This is a genomic window from Actinoplanes sp. NPDC051346, from assembly GCF_040682215.1.
In the GTDB taxonomy this organism is placed as follows: Bacteria; Actinomycetota; Actinomycetes; order Mycobacteriales; family Micromonosporaceae; genus Actinoplanes.
Genome location: NZ_JBFBAJ010000019.1, coordinates 23758 through 48569, shown reverse-complemented (window position 1 = coordinate 48569; position 24812 = coordinate 23758). Strand labels below are relative to the sequence as shown.

Here is a 24812-nt window from a genome sequence, read left to right as displayed (position 1 = left end):
GTCACGCGGACAGCAGCACGCCGCGGTCGGTGGCGGGGGCCAGCGTCTCGTTGGTCAGGGTGTCGGCGATGTCGACGGCTCGGTCGGCGAGCGACTGGACGCCGAAGGTGAAGAAGAGGCTGCCCGCGGCGAGGTCGCCGAGCGCGTACACCTGTGGTTGCGGGCGCGCCGCCGTGACCGCCCGGCTGGTGGCCCGCTCGACGTGGATGCCGGCGCGCTCATGCGGCTCGACCAGGCCGGCCCGCGTCAGCGAGTCGATCAGGGGGCCCGCCGCGCCGTTGATCCGGCCGAACCTGGCGTTGACCGCGTTGATCACGACGTCGGCCCGGTCGGTGCGGTCGCCGCTGGTGAGGACGAAGCCGCGTCCGGCGGCCCGGATGTCACCGAGTCCGGGAACCAGCTCGAGCCTTCCCGAGTCCAGCAGCGCGAGGAGGGCCGCCCCGGAGAGCGGCGGCATCGGGCAGCACAGGCTCATCAAGGCACGGTGGTGCTCGGCCAGCACCGCCTCGCGTTCGGCCTCGGGCAGCAGCGGGAAGACGTCCGGTCCGGCTTCCGGCACGGCCTGCTGCACGATTCTCAGCGCCCTGCTCGGCTCGTCGACCTCGTCGAGGTTGCGCCGCAGGCGCGCCACCGGGTCCTCGGTCCCCACGGATCGCATTTCGGCGACGACCCGGTCCAGGCTTTCCCCCGCCAGGACGAGCTCCCGCTCCAGCAGGGCCAACACGTCGCGCAGGCGGAACCGTTCGCCACTTGCCGCCGCTTCCCGGAACCGAGCCGGGGTGAACTCCCGCAGCTGGTGGTGGATCGGGCGCTGGCGAACACCGGGCAGCGCCCCGTTGCGCGAGTGGAAGCGGATCGGGCCGCGGTGCCCGCGGTGCGCCAGCGACAAGGCGACGTCGACGGCGGTCAGGCCGCTGCCGATGACCGCCACCGTGGCCGACGGGTCGATCGTCGAGAGCGTGCGCGCGACCGGGTACGGCTCGGCGACGAATCCCTCGGCGCCGGACAGCCCGTACAGGTCGGCGGGGCTACCCGCCCCCGTGCCCAGGATCAACGTGCGGACCGGATAACGCTTGTTCGCACCGGTTCGCAGGACGACTTCCGCACCCGCCTCGGCGCCGACCACCCGGTCACGGATCAGCCGGACGGTCCAGCCGTCGGCCGCGAGCCGGGTCAGGGCGGCCCGCGCCGACTGTTCCAGGTAGTCCCCGTAGAGCGCACGCGGCACGAAAAACGCGCCCGACCGCGGGTCCGGCAGCACGGCGGGGCCGCCCACCATCAGTCCGCGCGCGGTCAACCACTCCGCGAAATGCTGGTCGTCGCCGCCGCGGATCGACATGTCCTGCGGCACGGCATTGACCCGGACCACCTCGAGGTCGCTCTGATACGGACGCCCGCGCCATACCTGACCGGAGGGCTCAAAAATGGTTAGCGATCCTGCCGGCAGGTTTCGTCGCGACAATGCGTCTATTAGGCACACGGCCGCCGCCCCGGCGCCGACCAGGCCAATGTCCAGCGTTGAAGTATTGCTCATGCCAAATTCCCCCGAATATGCGCCGGCATTGACGTAGGACTGTCCCGCGGTGAGCAATCCGCTCCGCCGAGCGTGCGGCCCCAGGAGAAGACTAACGGCGGTGCTGCGCCGGGCTTTGCGTGTGCGCGCGCGCATGCTTGCCGAAAAACGCACGCTGTGGCCGGGATCAGTGAGGCGTGGCTCACACCCGTCGGCGTGACACGGAGTGTCCCAATTCACAAGCCTGCATAAGGGTTGGCACGAAGCTGCCGCTTCTTGCATTGGCAGTGCAAATTATCGAGCCGTGGAATGCGAAAAACAGAAGTTGATTTCTAAAACGAGTGGTGTGAGGTGCATTCAAAGTACCCCACAAAATAGCCGTTTGTCTATTTTATACGGTCATGTCGAGGGGGTGCCGACTGTTACGATGACCAGTGTCGTTCTGTTTGGACACTTGGCTTCATTGCAGGGGGATCAATGTCTGCCAAAACCGCATCGTTCCGCGAGTCACTGGTGGAAGTAGTGAGTACCGGGGTCGGGAAGAAGACAGACACCGCGGAGATGTGGAGGGAGTACGTCCGGCAAGCCTGCGGAGCACTGCAGGTCGTGCCGGGGCCGGGATTCGTAGCAGGTTCCATTACCAGTACGACGCTCGGCGGCATGCGCCTCGCGGTCATCAAGGCGGATCCACATACCGTGATACGTCGTCCCAGCTTCGCGAGATCGGAGGACGGCCACCTTTATGTCGCCACCCTCGTGAGCGGTCGGTGCGTGGTGCGCCAGGACGATGTCGAACTGGCGATCCGGCCGGGCGACGTCGCCACATTCGACAGCAGCCGGCCCTATTCGCTGGAGATGGACCAACCCTTCGAGCTGATCAGCGTACGGACCCGGCATGAGATCGTCGGGGTCGACGAGCGCACCACCCGCCTGGTCACCGGCACGGTCTGGCACGGCTCCGAGGGAATGGGCGCCCTGGTGCACGGCACCCTTCAGTCCGTCGGTCGACTTCTGTCCAATCTCAACGTCTCGCTGACCGAGCCTCTGGAGTCGGCCCTCAACGGCGTGGTCTCGGCCCTGTTCGCGGAGCGGCTCAGCACTGCCGCCACAAATCCCGTGGCGAGCCGCCAACTGATGCTGTTGCGCATCCGGCGATATGCGGAGCGCCGCCTCCACGACCCCGCCCTCACCCCCACGGAACTGGCTCACCACTACCACATCTCGCTGCGCTACCTGCAGATGCTCTTCGCTGAGCAGGAGACCAGTCCGGCCCGGTGGATCCGGGACGAGCGGCTGGCGCGACTGCGCACCAGCCTGAGCGACCCTCAGCTGCAACACCTCTCCGTGGCCGCCCTGGGCGAACGCTGGGGTCTCGTCGACGCGTCGCAGGTCAGCCGGCTCTTCCGGCTCAAGTACGGGCAGACGCCGAGCGAGTTCCGCCGGTCCCAGCTGGGACGGCCGCGGGAGCTTGCCATCGCGGCGTGAGCGAGAGCCGGGCCGGACAACACCCCTGGTGCCCGTCCGGCCCGGCCCGTCGCGTCAGTCCTCGCGGTCGTGCGGCGCCGGGTTGGTGCTGAACCGCTTCGGCCGGACGAACACCGCGGCCCGCCGGTCGGCGACCATCTCGCGGTCGTACTCGTCCAGGTCGGAATGCTTCCCTCCGGCCGCCGCGTAGATGTCGCGCAGCAGCCCGGGCAACCGCTCGGCCGGCAGACCGGGCAGGGGATCGTCCGGCCCGGCGATCTCGGTCGACCCGCGCGCGGCTATCCAGTCCCAGCCGGACCGGAACACCAGCGTCGCGCTCGGCTCGAACCGCAGGTTCCGCAGCTTCGCGGTATTTCCCCGGGAGACCAACGCCAGCGTGGTCTCGCCGGTCACCGGGTGCCTCACCACACCGACGTTCACCAGTGAGACCGTCGGTTCGCCGGATGGCCCGGTGGTCACCAGAATCGCCAGCCAGTCCTCTTGCGCCGCGATCTCGCGTACCCGCCGCAGGCCGTCGTCGATCGACATCATCGTGTGCGCCGTCCTCGTCTTCTATGGACACTGTTTCCGCCAACACGGCAAGGCTGCCATGTCCGTCGCTCGGCCCGTACCCGAAGTCGTTGCCGTGCGCGAAGTTCGCAGTGGATGTGCGCCCGTGGCAAACCCGGGGCTCCGCCCGGGCCAGACACTAGGTATGCCACCGAGACCGCGGCCCCGCCGCGCCGGCGGACGCACTCACAATCACCCGATGCCTGTCGCGGAAGCTTCCGCTCGAACGGGCGTGGACAGGGAGTCCCGATGAATGTCGATCTCCGCGCCACGATGCGCACCTTCGCCACCGGGGTGACGGTGGTAACGACCTACGTCGACCGCCCGGAGGGGCGCCGGCACGACGCGGTGACCGTCAACTCCCTGAGCTCCGTCTCCCTGGAGCCGCCGCTGGTCGCCATCGGCCTGCGGCACGCGTCCCCCTTTCTCGCCGACGTGCTCGAGTCCCGCGTCTTCGCGGTCTCGATCCTCGACGTGGGCGCGGCCGATCTGGCCGGCGCCTTCGCCGCCCGCCGGGACCAGCGGGCCGCGGCCCTGAGCTCCCTGTCGGCGACGCCGGGCGCGGCGACCGGAGCCCTGGTCATCGACTCGCCTGGCTGGCTGGAATGCGTCTACCACCAACAGGTGGCCTTCGGTGACCACACGCTGGTCGTCGGCGAGGTGGTGGCAGCGGGCGTCCAGGAACGCAGGCCGCCGCTGATTTTTCTGCACGGCAGCTACCACGCGCTCGCGCAGCGGGCCGTGCCCCTGCTCCCGGAAGCGATCTGCTGATTACCCGTGGCACAAGAAGAGGAGCGACGACAATGACGACCTCGGATCTGACATCCGGCAGGACGGGGCCGGGGGTGAGCACCCTGCGGCACCGACTGGCCGACATCGTGGGCACGGACCGCGTCGAGGGCGGCGACGGCGCAGACCCGGGACTGCTGGGACCCAACAGCGGGGGCTACCGCTCGCGCCGGGTGGGTCTCCGGGTCCGGCCAAGGACCGCCGATCAGGTTCGCGGGGTCCTGCGCGAGTGTGCGGAGCACCCGGATGGTGTCGCGGTGCACGCCTTCAGCACCGGCCGCAACTGGGGGCTGGGCTCGCGGGAACCGGCCCAGGACGACGTCGTCGCACTGGATTTATCCGGATTGGACCGGGTCCGGGACATCGACGTGCCGGCCGGGTGGGCGGTGATCGAGCCCGGTGTCACCCAAGGGCGGCTCGCCGAGATTCTGAGCGGCACGGACCGGATGGTGAACGTGACCGTCTCGACCGCGCATTCCAGCGTGCTGGGCAACGCTCTGGAACGCGGTGTCGGCCTGCGGCACCAGCGGGTCGACGACCTGGTCGGCCTGGAAGTCGTCCTGCCCGACGGCGAGCTGTTGCGGGTCGGCTGGTGGCCGGACCGGGATCGACCGACCGCCGTTTATCCGTACGGGCGCGGGCCCTCGCTGTTGCAGTTGTTCGTCCAGTCGAACCTCGGGGTGGTCACCGGCGCGGTGATTCGGTTGCTGCCACGTCCGGAGCAGCTCCGGGTGGTTCGGGCCACGTTCCGGCCGGAGTCGCTGCCGCGTGCCGCGGAACTGTTCCGTCGGTGGGTCACCCAGGGTCTCACCAGCGGGGTGCCGAAGGTGTTCAACCCGGTGGCGGCCCGCGGCTACGGCGTCGACGACGGGCTGGCCATGGCGCACCTGCCGGTGGACGGGGCCGCGGCGAAGGTGTCGGCCCTGACCTCGGTGATCATCGCCGAGGCGCGGGACAGCGGCGTGTTCGTCGAGGTCGCCACCGATGACGACCCGGACGGGCCGCACCACGCGGTGACGAGCCTGGTGGAGCGCGCCTACCTGGGCGACCCCGACGTCACGGACACCGTGTTCCGGACCAAGATGGGCGTGGCCGCCGAACGGATCGACGAACAGGTCGGCTTCCTGTTCTTCCTTCCGATGGTGCCGTTCACCGCGACCGCGCTGGCTCACGCCGACCGGCTGCTGAGTGAGGTCACCGCGACGACCGGCCTGCCCTGTGGCGGAACGGCCCACCTGCTGGGGCCGGACCACGTCGATTTCGTGGTGGCTCTGCGGTTCCCCCGGTCACCCGACGACTTCACCCGCGCTCACCGCGCGCTCGAGCTTCTGTACGAGTCCTTCACCGGGGCGGGTTTCCTCCCGTACCGGCTGGATGTCGATCACCACGAGTGGATCGACCGTTGCGGCGACGATCCGGCCGCACGCCGTTTCGTACGCCGATTGAAGAACACCATCGACCCCGCCGGCGTCATCGCGCCCGGCCGTTACCACTGAGCCGACGAGGAGTTCGCATGTCCCTGACCGAAACGTTGATCCCGACGGACCCGCCCACCGCCGTGGCGAACACCGCGGCCGGGATCCTGGCGCGGGCCCGCGCGGCGGCGACACAGCTCCGCGCCCGCTCGACCGACATCGAGCAGGCTCGGCGCCTGCCCGACGATGTGGTGGAACTGCTCCGGAGCACCGGCGTCTTCCGGATGGCTGTTCCCCGCGCACAGGGCGGTCCCGAGCTGAACTCGATCGAACAGACCGAGATCATCGAGGCGCTGGCCTACGGCGATACGTCCGCCGGGTGGTGCGCCATGATCGGCATGGACACCCCGTTGTACGCGGGGTTCCTTCCCGAGGCGGTCGCCAGGTCCCTCTTCACCCATCCCGACATGATCACCGCGGGTCTGATCCTGCCGGTGGGCCGCGCTGACCGAGTGCCCGGAGGTTATCGGGTCAGCGGCCGCTGGCAGTTCGGCAGCGGCATCACCCATGCCGACTGGGTGGTGGCGGGATGCGCGGTCCACGTCGACGGCAAGCCCGAGCCCAGCCCGCACGGTGGCCCGATGCACTGGCGGATCATGCTCGCGCCACGGAGCGACTTCGACATCCTCGACACCTGGCACACCACCGGTCTGGCCGGCAGCGGCAGCCGCGACTATCAGGTCCAGGACCTGTTCGTGCCGGAGGGGCAGTCGTTCAGCCTTCGGGAACCGCACCGCAACGGCGCCAACTTCGCCGTGGACAGCATCCTGCGCAACATGCCCGGAGTGCCGCTGGGCGTCGCCCGTGCCGCGCTGGACTGGGTCCGCGATCTGGCCGCGCAGCGGGTGTACCGCCCGACCGGGGAGCCGTGGGCGGACAACTACCGGGTGCAGATCACGATCGCCGAGGCGGAGATGGAGCTGGCCGCGGCCCGGGACGCGGTGTACGGCAGCCTGCGCCGCCAGTGGGAGGCCATCGAAGCCGGCCGCGAGCTCAGCGCCGACCAGCGGGTGGAGACGGTGCTGGCACGCACCAACTCGTTCCGCGTCGCGCGCCGGGTGGTGTCCTCGCTCTTCGACCTCTGCGCCACCGCCTCGATCTACAAGCCGTCGCCGCTGGACCGGTGGCTCCGCGACGTCAACACCATGTGCCAGCACGTCATCGCGCAGGAACAGGTCATCCAATCGGCCGGTGCCCACCTCCTCGGCGGCACACCGCACAACCCCTTCAGCATCGGCATCATCCCGTAAGGAGCTCCATATGGTCATCGTGATGGCGGCCGACGCCAACACCCAGCAGGTCACCGCAGTGGTCGACCTGGTCACCTCCACCGGCGGGCGGGCCTTCGTCAGCCGGGGCCTCAACCGTACGATCATCGGCCTGGTCGGCGACGTGGACCTGTTCGACTCGCTGAGCCTGGCGTCGCTGCCGGGCGTCGCCGAGGTCATGCGGATCTCGGCGCCCTACAAGCTGGTCAGCCGGGAACACCACCCGGAGCGGTCCACCGTACGGGTCGGCGGCGTCTCGATCGGCCCGGATTCGGTGACGCTGATCGCCGGCCCCTGTGCGGTCGAGACACCCACCCAGACGCTGGAAGCCGCGTTGATGGCTCAGCAGGCCGGCGCAACGCTATTGCGCGGTGGTGCGTACAAGCCGCGGACTTCGCCGTACGCCTTCCAGGGTCTGGGCGTGGAAGGGCTTCGCATTCTCGCCGACGTACGGGAGAAGACCGGCCTGCCGATCGTCACCGAGGTGGTGGAGGCCGCGGACGTACCCACCGTGGCGTCCTACGCCGACATGCTCCAGATCGGAACCCGCAACGTGCAGAACTTCCCGCTGTTGCAGGCGGTCGGGGACGCCGGGCTTCCGGTCATGCTCAAGCGGGGCATGAGCTCCACCATCGAGGAATGGCTGATGGCGGCCGAGTACATCGCGCAGCGGGGGAACCTCGAGATCGTGCTGTGCGAGCGTGGCATCCGCACCTTCGAGACCGCGACCCGCAACACGCTCGACGTGTCCGCCGTGCCGGTGGTGCAACGCCTCTCTCACCTCCCGGTGATCGTGGATCCGTCACACTCCGGCGGGCGCCGCGACCTGGTGGTTCCCCTGACCCGGGCGGCCGTCGCGGCCGGTGCGGACGGCGTCATCGTCGACGTGCATCCGCATCCCGAGACCGCCCTCTGTGACGGCCCCCAGGCGCTGATCGGCGAGGACCTGTCGCGGCTGGCCGAGGCCGTCACCGTGATGGCGTCGGCGACCGGCCGGCCGGTGAACGGCGCACCCGCCCTGATCGGCTGAGTGCGCAGAGCGAAGTGCCCGGCGTCTCCCAGAGACGCCGGGCACCACTTTTTGGGTACGGCTCAGCCTCCGACGATGACCCGGGGATCGCCGGTGAACCAGATGTTCTCGATCCGGACCCGGTGCATCAGCCAACGCCGGCCCTGCGGCAGCAGTTCCACCGTGTAGAGGTTCTTCAGCAGGGCATGGCGGGAGTGGTTCCCGGTTGGCAGGTGCTGCGCTTCCACGAGCGCGGTCAGCGACGCTCCGTCGCCTCCCAGGGTGACAAGGCAGTTGCTCACCGAATGGGTGGTGTCGAGCGCGACCCGTGGGTCGAGGACGATGTCGGCGATCATCTCGGGCCCCGTCATCAGCGGCATCCCGGTCAAGCCACACCGCTCGGCGGCGGGACGGAAATCGAACTCCGCGGTGGGCGTGAACGCGGACATGAGCATCTCCCGGTCACGGATGTCGCGGCCGAGGGCGAAGCGGTGCAGGGCGTCGACGATCTCCTGGCGGGCGATCAGTTCGGCGACGAGGTCCATACGGATCCTTCCGATGTGGCTGCGGGCCAGTCCGCCAGCAGCGCGGCGAGTCGCGCGCGTTGCGGCTTTCCGGTACGGGTTCGGGGCAGGCGGCCCGCGGGAACGGGCACGACGCGGTGCACCGTGAGACCGTGGGCGGCCTCGACGGCGGCACGGATGCGCTGCTCGGCGTCCGGGACCGCGGCCGCGGGCCGGTACGCGACGACCAGCTCACTCCCACCGTCCGCCCCGATGAGCAGGGCCGCCGCGGTCTGCGTGGCGTCGACGAAGGGCAGGCGGCTCACGGTCGACTCGAGCTCGTGGGCGTGGTGCAGAACGCCGTCGACCACGATCGCGTCCGCCGTGCTGCCGGTGACGGTGAGTGACCCGTCCTCGACGAAGGCGAGGTCACCGGTGTCGATCCACCCGTCGGGGGTGAGCGGGTGGTTGCCGTCGGCATACTTCGGGGGCCCTGTGGGCGTACGCACCTGAAGCCGCCCGACGACGCCCTCCGCGACCACCGCGCCGTTGTCGTCGACCACTCGCACACCGACGCCGGAGTGCGGCCGACCCACCGGGGTCCAGCGCGACTCGGCCGGCAGCGTACGGGCGTCGACGCGGAGGTCGACCACGCCGCCCGCCGTCTCGGACATGCCCCAGCCGGGGCGGACCGCGGTGGGCGGCATGCCGAACCGGGCCAGTGCCTCGGTGAACCGGCGAACGGTCCGGGCCCGGACGGGTTCTCCGCCGTTCATCACATAGGTGAGGCAACTCAGATCCCAGGAGCGGGAGGCGGCCTCGGCGTGCCCGGCGATCAGGTCCAGCGCCGACGTGGTGGCCCAGGTGATCGCCGCCCGGTGCCGATCGACGAGGTCCAGCAGGCGCAGCGGGTCACCGAGTACCACCGCCCGGTCGACGTGCACCTGGACCCCGCCGGCCTGCATGTCCCTCAGGTGGAACATGACCAGTCCGCCGACGTGGTCCACCGGCATCCAGTTCACTGTGGTGGTACCCGCGCCGAGGCGGTTGTCGGCGATCGTGGCGGCCGAGCGCGCCGTGAGCGCGCCGTGCGTCAGCAGCACCGCCTTCGGGCTTCCGGTAGTGCCGGCCGTCATGGCGATCAGGGCGGGATCGTCGGGGCGTGCGTTGTGCCACTGCGTGTCGGCGGGGCCGCGTTCCAGGTCGGTGACCGTGCCGACCGGGCGGCCGACGGTGTTCTCCGGCTCGAACGCCACGTGGTCGCCGTGATGGCCGGTCAGCACCCAGCGCGGTGCCGCGACTCGCAGCAGCGTACGCAGGTCGGGCCGGGTCGAAAGGTCGGTGGGGATCACCGGCATGGTGCCGAGGATTCCGGCCCAGGTCCCCACGATCAGGTCCCGACCGCTGTCGCTGGCCACCAACAGACGATCACCGGGCCGGGCACCGGCGGCGCGGAGCCCGTGGAGCACCCGGGCCGCCCGGTCGAGCAGGTCGGCGTAGGAGAGGGCGGATTCGGTGCCGTCGGCGCGGACGAAACGCACCGACGGCCCGGGGATCTCCGCGGCCCGGGTCAGGACCTCGACGAGGTTCATCGGGATCCCGGTCGGGGCCGGTGGGCCCTCGATCATCGCAAGCTGCGGCTTCATGGACTCTCCCTATAGGACGCGGTGGTGTCCCGTCGCCGGAACACCACCGCGTCGATCGTGTCAGGCCGCGAGTGAGGCGCTCGTCGCGCGGCTCCGGGCGCCTGCCCGCACCGCCACGAGGAGGGTCGCCACGGTGGTGACCAGGGAAAGCCCGGCGATCACCCACATGCCCTTGTGGTACGCGGTGAGGGTGGGCTGGGCGCCTTCCGGCACCGCCATCGTCGCGGTGACCACGGCCAGCACGAGCGCCGCACCGATCTGGTAGCCGGTCTGCAGCACGCCCGCCGCCAGGCCTTGCTCCTCCGGCGCGACTCCGCTGGTCGCGGCGACGTTCGCCCCGGTGAAGGAGAGCGGGAAGGCCACGCCGATCAGCAGCATGGTCGGCAGGATCACGGCGACGTATCCGGAGTCCGCGTCGATGCGCAGGAAGAGCAGGTAGGCCGCCGAGTACGCGAGGAAGCCGAGGAACATCATCCACCGGGCGCCCACCTTGCCCAGCAGCACGCCGGCACGCGGAGCGATGGCCGCGATGAGCAGACCGCACGGCAGGAAGCCGAGCGCCATCTCCAGGGGGCTCCAGCCGCGGGTGGCCTGCAGGTAGAGCGAGCCGATGAACTGGAAGCTCATGTAGGTCCCGAGGATGGCGGCCGCCACCAGCGCGGCGCCGATGAGCGTGCCGTTGCGCAGGAAGGGGAGCCGGACCAGTGGCCGGGCGGTGTTCTTCTCGATCAGCAGGAACGCCGCGATCAGCACCAACGACACCGCGACGCCGCCGAGGGTGCGGGCCGAGGTCAGGCCGTGTACCGGCGCTTCGACGATCGTGTAGACCAGCAGGAGCATCGCGGCGGTGATGGAGATGGCACCCGGCAGGTCGTACCCGCCGCCGCGCCGGGAGGGAGCGTCCTTGGTGACCAGGATGCTCGCGCCGACCATCACCAACAGCGCGATGGGCACGGGCAGGAGGAAGGTCCACCGCCAGCCGATCTCGGTCAGCAGGCCGCCGGCGATCAGACCGAGAGAGAAGCCGGCGGCACCGCAGGCGGTGTAGATGCTGACGGCGCGGTTGCGGGCGGGACCTTCCGCGAAGGTCGTCACGATGATGGCCAGGCCGGCGGGCGCGCTGAACGCGGCGCTCATGCCCATGACGAACCGGGCGACGATGACGAGGGTGCCGTCCTGGGCGAGGCCGCCGACGAGCGAGGCCACCGCGAAGACGCTCACGGCGGCGATGAGTACGCGCTTGCGGCCCAGCAGGTCCGCCATCCGGCCGCCGAGCAGCAGGAAGCCGCCGAAGCCGAGGACGTACGCGCTGACCACCCACTGCACCGATGCGGTGGACATCCCGAGTTCGGCCTGGATGGGCGGCACCGCGATGCCGACCATCGCGTTGTCGAGCGCGTCGAGGAACATCGCACTGCAGAGCACGATGAGCATCGCCCACATCCGGCCGGTCCAGCGGGTGCCGTCGTCCGGTGCCGGTGGCGCGGCGGTGCCGGGCGAGTTGACGTCGGTTGACGAGGTCATGGTTCTTCTCCGCTCTTTTCTTGACTTCGAGGTACAAAAAATGGGTATGCGTCAGGAGGCCGCCGGCCGACCGGCAACCTCAGAGCGTCTGGACCGTCGCGTCCACGATCAGGGCGAGGCGCGCCCGGTCGTCGGTCGTCTTGACCAGGACCCGGAGCCCGACCATCGCGGCCTGCACGAGCCCGGCCAGCGCCGCCGGATCGCGATCGGCGTCGATCTCGCCGGCCGCCTGCGCGGCCACGAGCGCGGTGCGGATCACGGACTCGGAGTTCTCCAGCGACCGGCCGAGAAACCGTGACGCCGGGTCCTCGCGGTCGTGCAGCTCCGCGACGCTGTTGACGATCAGGCAACCGCATCGGTCCGGGTCCCGCAGATCCGCGTCGACGAACGACTCGAGCAACCGGCGTACCCGGTCCCGGATCGGCTCTGGACCCTCCATCACCGCCTTGAGCTCGGCCAGTGACTGGTCCGCGTAGTGCTCCAGGCTCTTCAGGAACAGCTCGTGCTTGCTGCCGAACGCGTGATAGAGGCTCCCCTTGCCGATCCCCATGCGGTCGGCCAGCTCCTGCGGCGAGGTCTCCCCGTAGCCACGCACCCGGAAGGCGTCCACGGCGCGTTCCACCGCTACGTCCGGATCAAACTTCTTGGCTCTGCCCACAGCGGCGAACGTACGCTATTTTTGTCCTCGGGGTCAAGTAAACTGCTTCCAGGGGGAGAACTATGACGTCCTTCGATCCTGCTCTCGTCGCCCGACCGGGCTTCGGGCGCATGTACCAGCCCGGCTCGCTCACCCTCGGCCTGCTCTTCCCGCTCGAGTCGTATCCCGGCCCGATCCCGCGGATGAACATCACCGAGCAGGTGGAACAGGCCAGGCTCGCCGAGAAACGCGGCTTCGCCGCACTGTGGGCGCGCGACGTGCCCCTGTTCGACCCCGGCTTCGGCGACGTGGGTCAGATGTTCGACCCGTGGGTGTGGTTGACCCACATCGCCGCGCACACGTCCAGCATCGCCCTCGCCACCGGCTCCACCGTGCTGCCCCTGCGGAATCCCATCGACACGGCCAAGGCGGCGGCATCCACCGACGTGCTGACCGGTGGCCGGCTCGTGATGGGGGCGGCAACGGGGGACCGGGGCGTGGAGTTCCCGGCGTACGGGCTGGACCGCGACGCCAGCGGCATGCTCTTCCGCGAGTCGATCTCCGCGATCCGTCGGCTGTGGAGCGAGGATTTCCCGATACTGACCACGCCGTGGGGAGTCCTCCGCAACGCCGGGATGCTCCCCAAGCCGGTGACCCACCGCATCCCGCTGCTGATCACCGGCAACAGCCGGCAGGACGTCGAGTGGATCGCCGAACACGGCGACGGCTGGCTCATGTATCCGCGATCAGTGCACCAGCAGGCGACGATCGTGGAGCAATGGCGCGCGGCGGGTGAGAGCCAAGGCGTGCTCAAGCCGTTCTCCCAATCCCTCTACATCGACCTCGCCGAGCAGCCGACGAGCCGCCCGATCCCGATTCACCTCGGCTACCGCCTGGGCAGGGAGCCACTGGTCGAACACCTGAGCCGCTTGCGGGACATCGGCGTCAACCACGTCCTGCTCAACCTCAAGTACGGACGCCGACCGGCGCCCGAAGTGCTGGAGGAACTGGGCGAGCACGTCGTGCCGCACTTCCCCCTCATCTCCCAGGACATCCCGGCGACCGTCGCCTGACGGTCGAAGAAAGATTGGAATACCGATGCTGCGCTGGCTTACCGCAGGTGAATCGCACGGACCGGCGCTCATTGCGCTGTTGGAAGGTGTCCCCGCCGGGGTGGAGGTGACGAGCGCCGAAATCAACCACGAACTGGTGCGCCGCCGCCTGGGCTACGGCCGGGGCGCCCGGATGAAGTTCGAGCGGGACGAGGTCGAGATCATCGGTGGCGTCCGGCACGGCGTGACACTCGGCAGCCCGGTGGCGATCCGGGTGGGCAACACGGAATGGCCCAAATGGCAGACGGTGATGTCGGCGGACCCGGTGGACGCCGACGAGCTGGCGGCGCAGGCCCGCAACGCGCCACTGACCCGGCCCCGTCCGGGCCACGCCGATCTGGCGGGCATGCAGAAGTACGGACACAGCGACGCCCGCCCGATCCTGGAGCGGGCGAGCGCCCGGGAGACCGCTGCCCGCGTCGCCGCGGGGACGATCGCGAAGAACCTGCTTAAGCAGGCACTCGGCGTGGAGATCGTCTCGCACGTGATCGAGTTGGGTGCGGTGGCGGCCAAGACCGGACTGATCCCGACGCTCCAGGACGCCGAACGCATCGACGCCGACCCATTGCGCTGCCTGGACCCCCAGGCGAGCGCCCGGATGGTGGCCGAGGTCGACGCGGCGAAGAAGGACGCGGACACGCTGGGCGGCATCGTGGAGGTGCTGGCCTACGGAGTACCGCCGGGCCTCGGCACACACGTGCAGTGGGACCGCAAACTGGACGCGCGATTGGCGGCCGCCCTGATGTCGATCCAGTCGGTCAAGGGCGTGGAAATCGGAGACGGCTTCACCCAGGCACGTTCGCGCGGCTCGGCAGCGCACGACGAAATCATCGCCACGACCGACGGGGTCAAGCGGGTCACCGACCGGGCCGGTGGCCTAGAGGGCGGAATCAGCAACGGCGAACCTTTGCGGGTACGGGCGGCGCTGAAGCCGATCTCCTCCCTGAACCGGGCGTTGCAGACGATCGACATCAACACCGGCGAGCCGGCAGCGGCGATCAACCAGCGTTCCGACGTATGCGCGGTACCCGCCGGCGCGGTGGTGGCCGAGGCAATGGTGGGACTCGTACTCGCGCAGGCGGCGACGGAGAAGTTCGGCGGTGACTCCGTCGCCGAGATCCGCCGCAACCTGGCGTCGTACCTCGAGAATCTGATCGTCCGCTGATGGCCGCGATCGCCGTGCTGGTCGGCCCGCCAGGAGCGGGCAAGACCACGATCGGGCAGGCGGTAGCGTCCGCCCTGGGCGTGCCGTTCGCCGACGCCGACGCGCTCATTCAACAGCGGGCCGGCAAGCCGATCCCGGACATCTTCGCCGACGAGGGAGAGCCGGCGTTCCGCGCGCTGGAACAGGCGGTCATCGCCGAATCCCTACAAACCCTCGGCGGCGTCCTCTCCCTCGGCGGCGGCGCGATCCTCGACGAAAGTACGCGCAAGCTGCTCGCCGAGCAGACCGTGGTCTTCCTGTCCGTGGAGCTGTCGGAAGCGGTCAAGCGGGTCGGGTCGGGAAGCGGCCGGCCGCTGCTGGCGACCGATCCCCGAGCCACCATGAAAGTGCTGCTGGAACAGCGCGGGCCGCTCTACGCGTCGGTCGCCACCTACACCGTGGCGACCGACGGTCGCGAACCCGAGGAGATCGCCGCCGAGGTCGGTGCGCTTCTATCGCCCTTGACCTGATTCGGCGGCGAAGAGGCGAGCGAGGTGCGTGTTCCGGTTTTCGATCAAACGGCGCATATAGCGCTCCAGTAGGAGCCTGTCGACTATCCGGCCCAGCGGGCCCAACGGGGCGGCGAAATCGATGACATCGCGCATGATCGTGGCTTGGGCGGGCTTGTCCGAGGTGAACGTGTGCTCGTGGTGCCAGTGCTGGAACGGGCCGGTGACCTGCTCGTCGACGAAGCGGTGAGGTCGATCGTATGCGGAGATGCGGGAGGTCAGGCGCCACGGCACTCCGAAGTGGCGAGCGGCCCAGGTGACGGTGTCTCCCAGCGCCATCCGTCCGGAGGTGACGCCACCCACGACGCGTTCGCGGCTGCGCGACATGGAGGCGGTGTGGGCGTCGACGTCGAGGCAGATGTCGAAGACCTGCTCCGCCGGGCCTTTGACCAGCGTGGTGAGCTCGATCAACGCCACGGCGGCATCCGGTCCGCCGCTTCCCAGAGATGTTCGATCATCTGCACGACGATGATCGTAGACCGGCTCCTGTGGTGCCGAAGCGGGTAAGCCAACGCCGCGGAAAACCGATACTCTCACTGCCGGTCGGGCGTGAGGGGTAAGAGTGAAACTACGGTTGGTCACCGGTACGGCGTTGGTCGTCGCGGGCGGGGTCACGGCGGCGGTGCTGTATCTGCCGTCCGCACCACCGGCGCGAACCACCCCGGAGAGCGGCGCTGCGGCGGCCGAGGTCGCCGAGGTCGCCGCCGAGCCGGTGGTGCAGCACGGCGACGGCAAGCCGGTGCGCGGTGAACTGCACACCGTCGCCCTGTCCGTGGCCGCCGGTGCCCGCAGCGCCGAGGCGCCGAAGCGGTCGACCCGGAAGTTCAGCCTGCTCGGCTTGACGTGGACCGACTCCGCTCGGGCGGTGGACGGCACGATCGAGGTGCGCACCCGTTCGACGGCCACCAAGGCGTGGAGCGGATGGCACGCGCTCGACGCCGACGGCTTGCGAGGCCCCGACGCCGGCAAGGGCCGCGGCGCGACCGAGCCGCTGTGGGTGGGCCCGTCCGACGGGGTCGCCGCCCGGATCCGGGGTGGCTCTGGCACCTCGCCACTGCCCCCGGGTTTGCGGCTCGACCTGATCGATCCCGGCTCCTCGTCCTCGTCGTCCTCGTCCGGTGGGCAGGGTGGTGGTGTTGCTCTCGAGCCCCCACCTCCGATCCCGGCGCCTGAGGCACCCGAATCGTCTTCGCCTGCGGCCCCGCCGTCCGCGTCCGTGTCGTCCGATCCCACCTCAACCGAGCCGGGCTCTGATCCCGCCGAGCCGGGCTCTGATCCCGCCGAGCCGGGTTCTGGTCCGGCGCCGGGCTCTGATCCCGCGCCGGGCTCTGGTCCTGTGGCGCCGGCCGCCCCGGCGGTTCGGGCCGCCGCCGCTGGCGTGACGCTGCCGTCCTATGTCAGCCGGAGCGGCTGGGGTGCCGACGAGAGCATCGTGGACGGTCCTCCGGTGATCACTCCGGCGGTGAAGGTCGTATTCGTGCACCACACCGCGGACGCCGCCCCGTCGGACTGCGCCAAGTCGGCCGCGCACATCCGGGCCATCCACACCTATCACACCAAGAGCCTCGACTGGGGCGACATCGGTTACAACTTCCTCGTGGACCGGTGCGGCACCCTGTTCGAAGGCCGGGCCGGGGGAGTCGACAAGGCTGTGGTCGGCGCGCAGACGTACGGCTTCAACACCGGGTCGAGCGGCGTCGCGGTGCTGGGCACGTACATCAACGGCGGCGTTCCCGAGGTGACCCGGCGGGTGCTCTCCCAGCTGGCCGCGGCGAAACTGACCGCCTACGGCTTCGACCCGGCGGGCACGGCAACGATGACCTCCGGCGTCGACGACGGCAAGTTCCCGCGAGGCACCGTCGTGACCTTCAACCGGATCTCCGGCCACCGCGACGGCTACGCCACCCAGTGCCCGGGCGACGCCCTGTACGCCCAGCTTCCGGTGATCCGCGCCGAGGCAACCGACCGGGTGCTGGGGCTGACCGTGAAACCGCCGACCGGCAGCGTACGGTCGGGCCAGACCTACCACCTGCGCGGCTCGGCGGCCATGTCCTGGTCGGCGGCCACCCCGACCGCCCAGATCTCCGGCTTCGACGTGGTCGTCGATGGCGCCGTCCAAGCCTCCTTCCCGCCCGGGGCCCGCTCGGGTGTCGTCCCGCTGACGCCCGGCTCGCACAAGATCGCCGTCCGCGCCACCCACATCAGCGGCACGGTGGAAACCACGCCCGCCCTCACGGTCTTCTCCGACGTGACCGCGCCGGTGGTTACCGCGACGGGTCTCAGCCTGCACGGCGGCACGGTGAGCACCACGGCGGTGCCGGTGACGATGACCTTCGCCGCCACCGACAACGCGAAGGTGGCCTGGATCGGCGCCACCTCGCCGTCCACCGCCACCCTGCCCGCGACCGCCCGCTCCTGGGCCACGACGGCCCGGCCCGGCGCGGCCCGCACCTTCCGGATCACCGCCCGCGACACGGCGGGCAACGCCGGCACCGGCTCGCTGGTCCGCACCCCCGTCCTGATGCCCGAGACCGCGGCGCGGCGCACCGGAACCTGGAAGGCGGCGAAGAAGACCTCGCACCTCAACGGCAAGGCCCTCACCAGTTCCCGGCGCAATACCAAACTCACCTGGACCTTCACCGGCCGCGCGGCGTCACTGATCGCGGCCCGCTCGGCCCGCTCCGGCAAGTTCGACGTGTACGTGGACGGCAAGAAGGTCGCCACCGTGGACACCCGCGCGAAGAAGACGACCAACCGGCAGGCGGTCTGGACCCGGAACCTGACCTCCGGACGGCACACGGTGACCGTCGTGGTCCGCGCCACGAGCGGCCGCCCGAGCGTCACCCTGGACGGCTTGTCCTACCTACGGTGAACGCCGAGCGGCAGACCCCGACCCCCACCCGGTGGTTAAGACGTCGGGTGGGCCTGATCGTCGGTGTGGTGATGGTGCTTGTTGCCACCACTGCCATCTCGGGATGGCGGTGGTGGCACAACCGCGCGCCGTACGGGCCGGAGGCCCTGGGCGCCACCGCGACACTGCGTCTGGTTGACCAGGCAACCGCGGACGCCGCGATGAAACCGCTGGATGCGGAGCAGGCCGCCAGTGGCGACCAGATCTTCCTCGGCCGGGTGAACTGGTCGCGGCCGCCCAATGCCCAGTCTGGCGGCTCTTTTTCCGAATCGTGATCCTCGACAAAAGCACCCACCGAATGCCCGGCTTCATCGGCGCGACGTCGGCAAGGCCGGACGCTGTGAGTTCTGGCTCGGACGGTGCGCTGGACATTGCCCAAGAGCGCTACCCGTGGCTGCGGGGCATCGGTCCACGTGAGATCAACGGCTCCTTCTGGACCGCCGGCGACGCGCTCACGGTGTCGTCGGTCGACGCGTCACCGGTGACTTTCGTCTTCGTCCTGCACCCCGAGCGTGACGGCACGCCGCCCGGGCATGCGGTCGCTACCGCCCCCGCCGCGGTCAGCGACTTGTTGATCGCTCTGATCAACGTTGGACCCGATGGCCAGGTGTATTGGGCCCAACGCCTGCTGAACTGACACGCGCTGCCTGCCGGAGCCGCGGGATCACCGACCCGCTGAAGGAGTCACCTCCTCGGGGGTCGGCCGCCTCGCATCGCAACCACTATGGTTGATGAGTCGTGGTGGGACCATTGAGCTGGATGCCGGTGGAGAGGATGAGGGCGGTCGCCATGATCCAGATGGCAAGCCGTAGTCCGAGGAAGCCGCCGAGCACCGCGCCGATGGAGACGGTGTTCATGGCCCGGCTTCCGCTGCCGCTCGAGGCGGCCGACGGGTCGGCGGTGCGCTGATGGCCGAGAACGTCCAGGAGACCAAGCCGCCGGAACCGCCACCCAAACCGCCGGAGGTGCCGAAGCCGACCGAACGGTCGAATGGCTCCGAGGTCAAGGACGCCGGCCGGTCGAACGAGACGCAGCAGTCGGCGCAGCAGGACACCCGCAACGCGGCCCAGTCCGAACACGCGAAGGCGACGAACGGCCGCGAGCCGGACGGATTGCGTCCTACGCCGGAGTTCCAGGCGGGGCTGGACGAGCATTCCGCGGCGAAGAACGAGCCGGAGGGATTGCGGCCGACGCCGGAGTTCCAGGCGCGGCTGGACGAGCATTCCGCGGCGAAGAACGAGCCGGAGGGATTGCGTCCTACGCCCGAGTTTCAGGCGCGGCTGGACGAGCATTCCGCGGCGAAGAACGAGCCCGACGGATTGCGTCCTACGCCCGAGTTTCAGGCGCGGCTGGACGAGCACACGCCGGCCGAAGCAGGTAAAGCGGATCCTCGGGAGTCGGCCGACACGCAACCTTCCCAGGACTCGGGTGCTGGGCAACGTCCGCCGGACGTGCAGGATCTGCAAGACACAGGCAGCGCACAGCGCGCCCCAGACGCGTCAGCCGCGCAGCGCTCCCAGGAGGCGGGCGGGGCGGAGGGCGACCGGGAGGGGGCTGCGCCTGCCGGGGAGCAGGCCGGCGGGGCTGTGCCTGTGGGGGAGCAGGCCGACGGGTCTGTGCCTGCGGGGGAGCAGGCCGGGGAGCATGTCGCCGCACGCCAATACGCTGCCGCGGAGCACGCCAAGGCCACCGAGGGTGCCGTCACGGCCGCCGAGGAACCTGCCCAGGGTCAGCGACAACCCGCGGTCGACCAGGATGCGGCGGTTGACCAGAACGGTGCGCGACAGCCGGCTGGTGAGCAGCAATCGGCCACCGAAGAACAGGCGCGCCCACCGGCCGAAACCATCGACGTGACGACGCCGTCGGCCGAAGTCACCGATGTGACGACGCCGCCGGCCGAAGTCACCGATGTGACGACGCCGCCGCCGGAGGAGACGCCGCCGGGTGATGGTCCGCCCGGCCCTCCGGGGAATGGCTACACCGGTCCGGAACGCCGGCAGCATGAGGCGCAGCATCTCAAACCGGCCGACGACCTCCGGGACCAGCCGCAGACAACCCCGGAAAACAGCACCGACACCGACAAGGCGGCCGAGACCGCTGCCCGGCTCAATGAACTCCGAGCCCAGGGCCACGGCCCGCAGCGCCACCACGATCCGACCGATGAACAGCTTGCCGCCCGAATGGGTGATCCGATCCTCGATCCCCAGACCGGCGAGCCGTTGTTGAAGGACAACGGGCACGTACAGGCGCAGAACAAGATCGATCCGATGACCGGAACCACGGTCGACGGAGTCCACGGCGGCGTCCACCGATGTGGCGACTATGCGACCCGCATCGACTCGCCCGAGGACTATGTCGCCGCTGACCGCTACATGCGGGAACAGATCGGCGAGACCGGCCCGGCGGCCGCCCGGCGTCCGATCAGTGAAGTCCTCGGCCCGGACGCGCACGAACGCATGACCGGCTACTTCCACGATCCCGACGCGCCGGGACAACTAAAACGGGTCGACTTCACCGGTGGAACCATCTTCGCCCTGTACGAGCCGCTTCCGAACGGCGATTTGAAGCTACGTACCCTGTATGTGGAACCCGCACCTTCCAATCCCGATCAATGAGGTGGGACAGGCTGATGAGCTCTGCGGTGCTCGATCTACTGAGCGGCTATTTCTCCGAGGAACTGCTGGAGGAACGACCTATCATGCGAAGCGGTCTCCACAACCGCGGAGCGGCCGGAGTCGAGGCGACCAAGGCACAGTTCAGGGAACTGCTCACCGCCCGCACGATGACGCACGGCGAGTTCTACCGGGCGACGATGGCCTACTTCCCCGACGACGAGAAGCTCTATCGCGAGCTGGCGGACGCCTACCGGTTCTTCTTCGACGAGGACCCGCCGACGGCCTAGCCCGCGGACCGGTCGGGGCGTCGGCGATGAACGTCGCGCCCTGATGGGCATGCACCGACGGTCTTACGGGAGACGTGTTCGTCAAGGAGCGGGGCCGCTGGAGGACCCGCTCACCGACGACGTCCTCCAGAGGCGGGCCACAGCCCTGGCGGGCCACAGCCCTGGCGGGCCACAGCCCTGGCGGGCCACAGCCCTGGCGGGCCACAGCCCTGCGCGAGCAGCCTCAGCCGAAGACTCAACGCGGGCTGACGCGAGGTCACTTACCCGGCCCTAGCTGTCGACAACCAGAAGCGCTCCGCGCGAGACATCACACGAGGCGGCGGATGTCGCCGTAGGCACGGTAGAAACCGCCGCGGGCCGACTCGCGGACGCCGGTGACGACGTAGCGGGTGCCCCGCTCGCGGATGCCCTTAGGAAACTGGACCTGCCAGTCGGAGTGGTAGCCGGACGACGCCACGCGGATCCGCAGCCGGCCGCCCTCGTCGACACACTCGACCACGACACCGTCGGTGACCCCGTGGACGATGTCGACGCTCGTCGACGGGGCCACTGCGGACATTCGCGGGGGCGCCTTGACGTCCACGACCTGGGGGACGGAACCGGCGACAGCGGACCGGATGGCGTTCTCGGCCGCGTCAATGCAGGCCAACGAGCCGTCGGTCGTGACGATATAGAGACGCTCGTGGCGATACTGCATGGAGTAGGCCGAACCGCAGCCGGTGCTCAGCTTCCACAGTCGGGTGCCGTCAGCGTCGAAACAGTAGATCGACGACGCGCTGTCACCCGCGAACACATAGCGACCGTCCTCGGCGGTAGCGCACGAATAAACCGGGGCGTCACAACGGTAGGTCTGCCGGTGCGAACCGTCCTTGCCGAGCTCGACCACCTGCCTGGTGGCGGTTCCCGCGAACAGAGTGCCGCGCTCTTGCCAGCCGAACAGCACCGGGCCGGTGCGGGTATGCCACTGCTCGCGGCCGGTGCGCCAGTCATAGCTGGTGACGCCGCCGGAGTGGCCGTGGTGTACGGCGTCGGCATCGCATCGCACCATCCAGGCCGACGTTCCCCGGCCCGGGCGCTGCCACAGGAACTCGTCCTCATGGTCGATCGCGGAGATGCCTCCGCCGGCGTCAGAGACGCCGAGAACGCCATCGTGGATGTCGAGCCAGTAGATGTCGATCTCGGGAGCGATCCGGTATGCCAACCGAGGCACCTTGCCGGTCAGGTCGTACACGTTGCCGTCGTCGCAGCCAGCGTAGATCCAGCTGTCGTCGGCGACGATGCACTTCACCCCTTCCGGCAGCCGGAACTGCTGCACGACCTGGGCATCATGGCTGAGTGAGGTGATCAAGCCACTCTCGTTGCCGACCATGCACACGTCGTCGTCGACGAAGATGCCGAATGCCGGGCTGTGCGAGGCGTAGCGCCAAAGGACCGGGGCCAGAGTGGCTGTGGATCGGGTGCTCAGGATCTGCCGCCGCGAGATCGCGCGCTTCTGTCGTCCGCCCGGGACAGCCGGCGCGTACCCCTTGCGGACCTTTTCGCCGATCTTCTTGGCCGCCTCCGTCTTGGCCTTGTCCGCACTCGCGAACGACGCCTGCTTCACCTGACCGCGGTCCCCGATGCGCCCGTAACGAATCGTCAGATCCACACCGTCGACGGCCACCTCATAGAACTTGTGGGCGCTCCCGTCTTCCTCGGAGAGTTCGAGGTACGTCGTGTCGGCCGGCATCGGGCCACCTTTCGCCATCAAAGTGGGGTGCGCTGGGCGCCTCGGTGGCAAAACCATATCGACGGGGTCTGACATTTTCGCGAGCCGCTCGGCAGAGGAGTCTCACGGACCGCGCGACCGTTGCGCCGTCAGAGTTCCGGCAGAACGCAAAGTGGACTGACGTTCCGTATCTCGATGAACGTCCACATTGACCGAGGGTAGCGCTAGTTACCTATTTCACTCCAAGTGCCCCAATTGTGGAATCAAGTTGTAGTCGGGGTTGTGCCGGCCCATCGGCCGTCTCTAAAGTCACCGACCGCACAGCTCCATACACGGGGGAGGGTCCGGTGGCGCGTCGGCTGACGGCCACGGCGCGAGCTTGCCTTTCGGCAGGTGTCGCGACGGTGGTCACGGTGGCATTGCTCGGCATTCCCGGCGACGAGGCGGAGCGCACGACCGCCACCGCCGCCGGTCCACATGCGATGGTCGGAGCGGCATTCGCGCTGCATGCGGTCCAGGAAAGCGGCCAGGCGGCCCGGGAGAGCGGCCAGGCGGTGCGGCAGAGCGGCCAGGCGGTGCGGGAGAGCGGCCAGGCGGTGCGGGTCGCTGGGCTCACCTCTCAGGCCGCCGGCTGCATCAAGGGTTCCTTCTCCGACTTCAACGGCGACGGCGTCGAGGACGTCGCTATCGCCGACCCCGAGGCCACGGTCGACGGCAAGCCCCAGGCTGGTCAGATCCACATCGCGTACGGCGACGGCGCGACCCAGCTCGTGAACGAGGGCAACAGCCAGATCGGTGACCCTGTGGAAGCCGGCGATCGATTCGGCTTCTCCGTCTCGGCCTATGACGCCAACGACGACGGGTGCACCGATCTCGCTGTCGGTGTGCCGTACGAGGACATAGGCGCGCTTCCCGACGCGGGCATGACATTCCTGTTGTTCGGCGCACCGTCAGGGCTCGCGCGGGGCTCGGCCTCGCTGACCTACCACCAGGACGTCGGCTCGACACCGGAGACGGGTGAGGCCTACGACTACCTCGGCTATTCCGTCTCCGGCGCCCGGACGCCGGCCGGCCAGTCCTACCTGGTGGTCGGAGTTCCGGGTGAGGATGTCGGCGCGGGCATCGACGCGGGCGTCGTGCACTACTACCGGGGCACGCTCAACCTGCTGTTGCAGTCGGGTACGTCTTTCCCGGGCAGTTCGGAGAACGACGACCAGTACGGATACGCCGTGGCCGCCTCTACCCACCATTTCGCCGTCGGTGCGCCAGGGGAGGCACTCGGCGCACTCGAGTTTGCCGGTACGGTCAATGTGTTCAGCAGCTCCGAGCTGGTCAGTGGCCTGCCGAAGCTGTGGGTCAACATCAATCAGGACGTTGGCAACATCTACGACGCCGCCGAGGCCAACGACACGTTCGGTAAGTCCGTGGCCGTAGCCCCGTACCGCCCGGCAGGAGCCCCGGCCGGGCAGGCTGACTCACTGGTGGTCGTCGGGGTCCCTAGCGAGGACACCACTGCCGCCGACAACGGCTTGGTGCAACGCTTTCACGTGACCGCGGCAGCCACAATCAGCGAGCTGCCCGCGATCGCCGGTACCCCCGCGGACGGGAGATACCTTGGCGAGGACGTCGCTCTGGTCAACATCGCGCCCACCGCAGAGGGGAGCGCGACGACCATGTTCCTCGCCGTCGGTGCGCCGGGTGAGGACCTCGACGACGTTCTCGACGCCGGACGCGTTCGGGTCTACCCGGCACTGTCGAACCCGCTGAGCGCCCCTGTGCCTATCGAGAGAGGCGGCCCGAGCCTGCCCGGCGAACCACGGGAGCGGGAACTCGTGGGGACATCGCTGACGGCCGGCACCACCAGGTTGTGGGTCGGTACCCCGTACGGCGACGCCGCGGTCCACGGTTTCCCCTGGGCGCGGCTGGCTGCCGGGACAGCGACACCGGCGATCACCGTCAAGCCTGGCGAGGGCGGCATTCCGGCGGGTGCGGCCGCCTTCGGCGCGGCGATCGGCTGAGGCGCAGATGACCAGGAACAGTGCAACGGGGGAGGACCGTACGGTGAATC

At 69.4% G+C, this 24812-nt stretch carries 23 protein-coding genes; 14 read left to right on the top strand and 9 right to left on the bottom strand.

What is annotated here, in order from left to right:
• Position 1 precedes the first annotated feature (1 nt).
• Positions 2–1534 (bottom strand): FAD/NAD(P)-binding protein, encoded by a 1533-nt coding sequence (locus tag AB0M36_RS33535; RefSeq protein WP_364166049.1) that lies wholly within the window; start codon positions 1532–1534, stop codon positions 2–4.
• Positions 1535–1990: 456 nt separating this feature from the next.
• Here AB0M36_RS33535 and AB0M36_RS33530 point away from each other — a divergent pair, with 456 nt between their 5' ends.
• Positions 1991–2998 (top strand): helix-turn-helix domain-containing protein, encoded by a 1008-nt coding sequence (locus AB0M36_RS33530; protein WP_364166046.1) that lies wholly within the window; start codon positions 1991–1993, stop codon positions 2996–2998.
• 54 nt (positions 2999–3052) lie between these two features.
• Here AB0M36_RS33530 and AB0M36_RS33525 read toward each other — a convergent pair whose 3' ends face one another.
• Positions 3053–3529 carry a pyridoxamine 5'-phosphate oxidase gene (locus tag AB0M36_RS33525; RefSeq protein ID WP_364166043.1) on the bottom strand — a complete coding sequence of 159 codons (477 nt, stop codon included), beginning with the start codon at positions 3527–3529 and terminating at the stop codon, positions 3053–3055.
• A gap of 267 nt (positions 3530–3796) precedes the next feature.
• Between AB0M36_RS33525 and AB0M36_RS33520 the strand changes: the two genes are divergently transcribed.
• Genes AB0M36_RS33520 through aroF form a run of 4 tightly spaced genes read left to right on the top strand, consistent with a single transcriptional unit; the run spans position 3797 to position 8109 of the window.
• On the top strand, positions 3797–4318 hold the full coding sequence (locus tag AB0M36_RS33520; protein WP_364166040.1) for a flavin reductase family protein: 522 nt from the start codon (positions 3797–3799) through the stop codon (positions 4316–4318).
• A gap of 32 nt (positions 4319–4350) precedes the next feature.
• Positions 4351–5832: an FAD-binding oxidoreductase gene (locus AB0M36_RS33515; protein WP_364166037.1), complete on the top strand. Its 1482-nt coding sequence runs from the start codon at positions 4351–4353 to the stop codon at positions 5830–5832.
• A gap of 17 nt (positions 5833–5849) precedes the next feature.
• Entirely contained in the window at positions 5850–7061 is a 1212-nt protein-coding gene (locus AB0M36_RS33510) for an acyl-CoA dehydrogenase family protein (RefSeq protein ID WP_364166034.1), read from the top strand.
• Between the two features lie 10 nt (positions 7062–7071).
• Entirely contained in the window at positions 7072–8109 is a 1038-nt protein-coding gene (aroF, locus tag AB0M36_RS33505; protein ID WP_364166031.1) for a 3-deoxy-7-phosphoheptulonate synthase, read from the top strand.
• A gap of 62 nt (positions 8110–8171) precedes the next feature.
• Here the strand turns inward: aroF and AB0M36_RS33500 are convergent, their stop codons facing one another.
• The 4 genes from AB0M36_RS33500 to AB0M36_RS33485 all read right to left on the bottom strand — a co-directional run bounded on the left by AB0M36_RS33500 (position 8172) and on the right by AB0M36_RS33485 (position 12419).
• On the bottom strand, positions 8172–8633 hold the full coding sequence (locus AB0M36_RS33500; protein ID WP_364166028.1) for a nuclear transport factor 2 family protein: 462 nt from the start codon (positions 8631–8633) through the stop codon (positions 8172–8174).
• Entirely contained in the window at positions 8612–10237 is a 1626-nt protein-coding gene (locus tag AB0M36_RS33495; protein ID WP_364166025.1) for an AMP-binding protein, read from the bottom strand. The genes AB0M36_RS33500 and AB0M36_RS33495 overlap by 22 nt, the downstream gene beginning before the upstream one ends.
• 60 nt (positions 10238–10297) lie before the next feature.
• On the bottom strand, positions 10298–11761 hold the full coding sequence (locus tag AB0M36_RS33490; protein ID WP_364166022.1) for an MFS transporter: 1464 nt from the start codon (positions 11759–11761) through the stop codon (positions 10298–10300).
• A gap of 79 nt (positions 11762–11840) precedes the next feature.
• Positions 11841–12419, bottom strand: a complete 579-nt coding sequence (locus tag AB0M36_RS33485; RefSeq protein ID WP_364166019.1) for a TetR/AcrR family transcriptional regulator — start codon at positions 12417–12419, stop codon at positions 11841–11843.
• Positions 12420–12481: 62 nt separating this feature from the next.
• Between AB0M36_RS33485 and AB0M36_RS33480 the strand changes: the two genes are divergently transcribed.
• Genes AB0M36_RS33480 through AB0M36_RS33470 form a run of 3 tightly spaced genes read left to right on the top strand, consistent with a single transcriptional unit; the run spans position 12482 to position 15184 of the window.
• Entirely contained in the window at positions 12482–13471 is a 990-nt protein-coding gene (locus tag AB0M36_RS33480; protein ID WP_364166016.1) for an LLM class oxidoreductase, read from the top strand.
• Between the two features lie 25 nt (positions 13472–13496).
• Positions 13497–14675 carry a chorismate synthase gene (aroC, locus tag AB0M36_RS33475; protein ID WP_364166013.1) on the top strand — a complete coding sequence of 393 codons (1179 nt, stop codon included), beginning with the start codon at positions 13497–13499 and terminating at the stop codon, positions 14673–14675.
• Entirely contained in the window at positions 14675–15184 is a 510-nt protein-coding gene (locus tag AB0M36_RS33470) for a shikimate kinase (protein ID WP_364166010.1), read from the top strand. The genes aroC and AB0M36_RS33470 overlap by 1 nt, the downstream gene beginning before the upstream one ends.
• On the opposite strand, the gene AB0M36_RS33465 is transcribed toward AB0M36_RS33470, so the two are convergent.
• Entirely contained in the window at positions 15167–15640 is a 474-nt protein-coding gene (locus AB0M36_RS33465; protein WP_364166007.1) for an SRPBCC family protein, read from the bottom strand. The genes AB0M36_RS33470 and AB0M36_RS33465 overlap by 18 nt on opposite strands.
• 145 nt (positions 15641–15785) lie before the next feature.
• Between AB0M36_RS33465 and AB0M36_RS33460 the strand changes: the two genes are divergently transcribed.
• Genes AB0M36_RS33460 through AB0M36_RS33450 form a run of 3 tightly spaced genes read left to right on the top strand, consistent with a single transcriptional unit; the run spans position 15786 to position 18771 of the window.
• Entirely contained in the window at positions 15786–18095 is a 2310-nt protein-coding gene (locus AB0M36_RS33460) for an N-acetylmuramoyl-L-alanine amidase (protein ID WP_364166005.1), read from the top strand.
• 47 nt (positions 18096–18142) lie between these two features.
• Positions 18143–18409, top strand: a complete 267-nt coding sequence (locus AB0M36_RS33455; protein WP_364166002.1) for a hypothetical protein — start codon at positions 18143–18145, stop codon at positions 18407–18409.
• A gap of 23 nt (positions 18410–18432) precedes the next feature.
• Entirely contained in the window at positions 18433–18771 is a 339-nt protein-coding gene (locus AB0M36_RS33450; protein ID WP_364165999.1) for a hypothetical protein, read from the top strand.
• Between the two features lie 85 nt (positions 18772–18856).
• Here the strand turns inward: AB0M36_RS33450 and AB0M36_RS33445 are convergent, their stop codons facing one another.
• The gene (locus AB0M36_RS33445) at positions 18857–18991 is read right to left on the bottom strand and encodes a hypothetical protein (protein ID WP_364165997.1); all 135 of its coding nucleotides are present in this window, start codon (positions 18989–18991) and stop codon (positions 18857–18859) included.
• Between the two features lie 51 nt (positions 18992–19042).
• On the opposite strand from AB0M36_RS33445, the gene AB0M36_RS33440 reads away from it, so the two are divergent.
• Both AB0M36_RS33440 and AB0M36_RS33435 read left to right on the top strand, forming a co-directional pair.
• Positions 19043–20749, top strand: a complete 1707-nt coding sequence (locus tag AB0M36_RS33440; RefSeq protein WP_364165994.1) for a hypothetical protein — start codon at positions 19043–19045, stop codon at positions 20747–20749.
• Positions 20750–20763: 14 nt separating this feature from the next.
• Complete coding sequence (locus AB0M36_RS33435) at positions 20764–21036, top strand: hypothetical protein (RefSeq protein WP_364165991.1); 273 nt, start codon at positions 20764–20766, stop codon at positions 21034–21036.
• Between the two features lie 307 nt (positions 21037–21343).
• Here the strand turns inward: AB0M36_RS33435 and AB0M36_RS33430 are convergent, their stop codons facing one another.
• On the bottom strand, positions 21344–22765 hold the full coding sequence (locus tag AB0M36_RS33430) for a WGR domain-containing protein (RefSeq protein WP_364165988.1): 1422 nt from the start codon (positions 22763–22765) through the stop codon (positions 21344–21346).
• 392 nt (positions 22766–23157) lie between these two features.
• Here AB0M36_RS33430 and AB0M36_RS33425 point away from each other — a divergent pair, with 392 nt between their 5' ends.
• Complete coding sequence (locus tag AB0M36_RS33425; RefSeq protein ID WP_364165985.1) at positions 23158–24762, top strand: VCBS repeat-containing protein; 1605 nt, start codon at positions 23158–23160, stop codon at positions 24760–24762.
• The last annotated feature ends 50 nt before the right edge of the window (positions 24763–24812 follow it).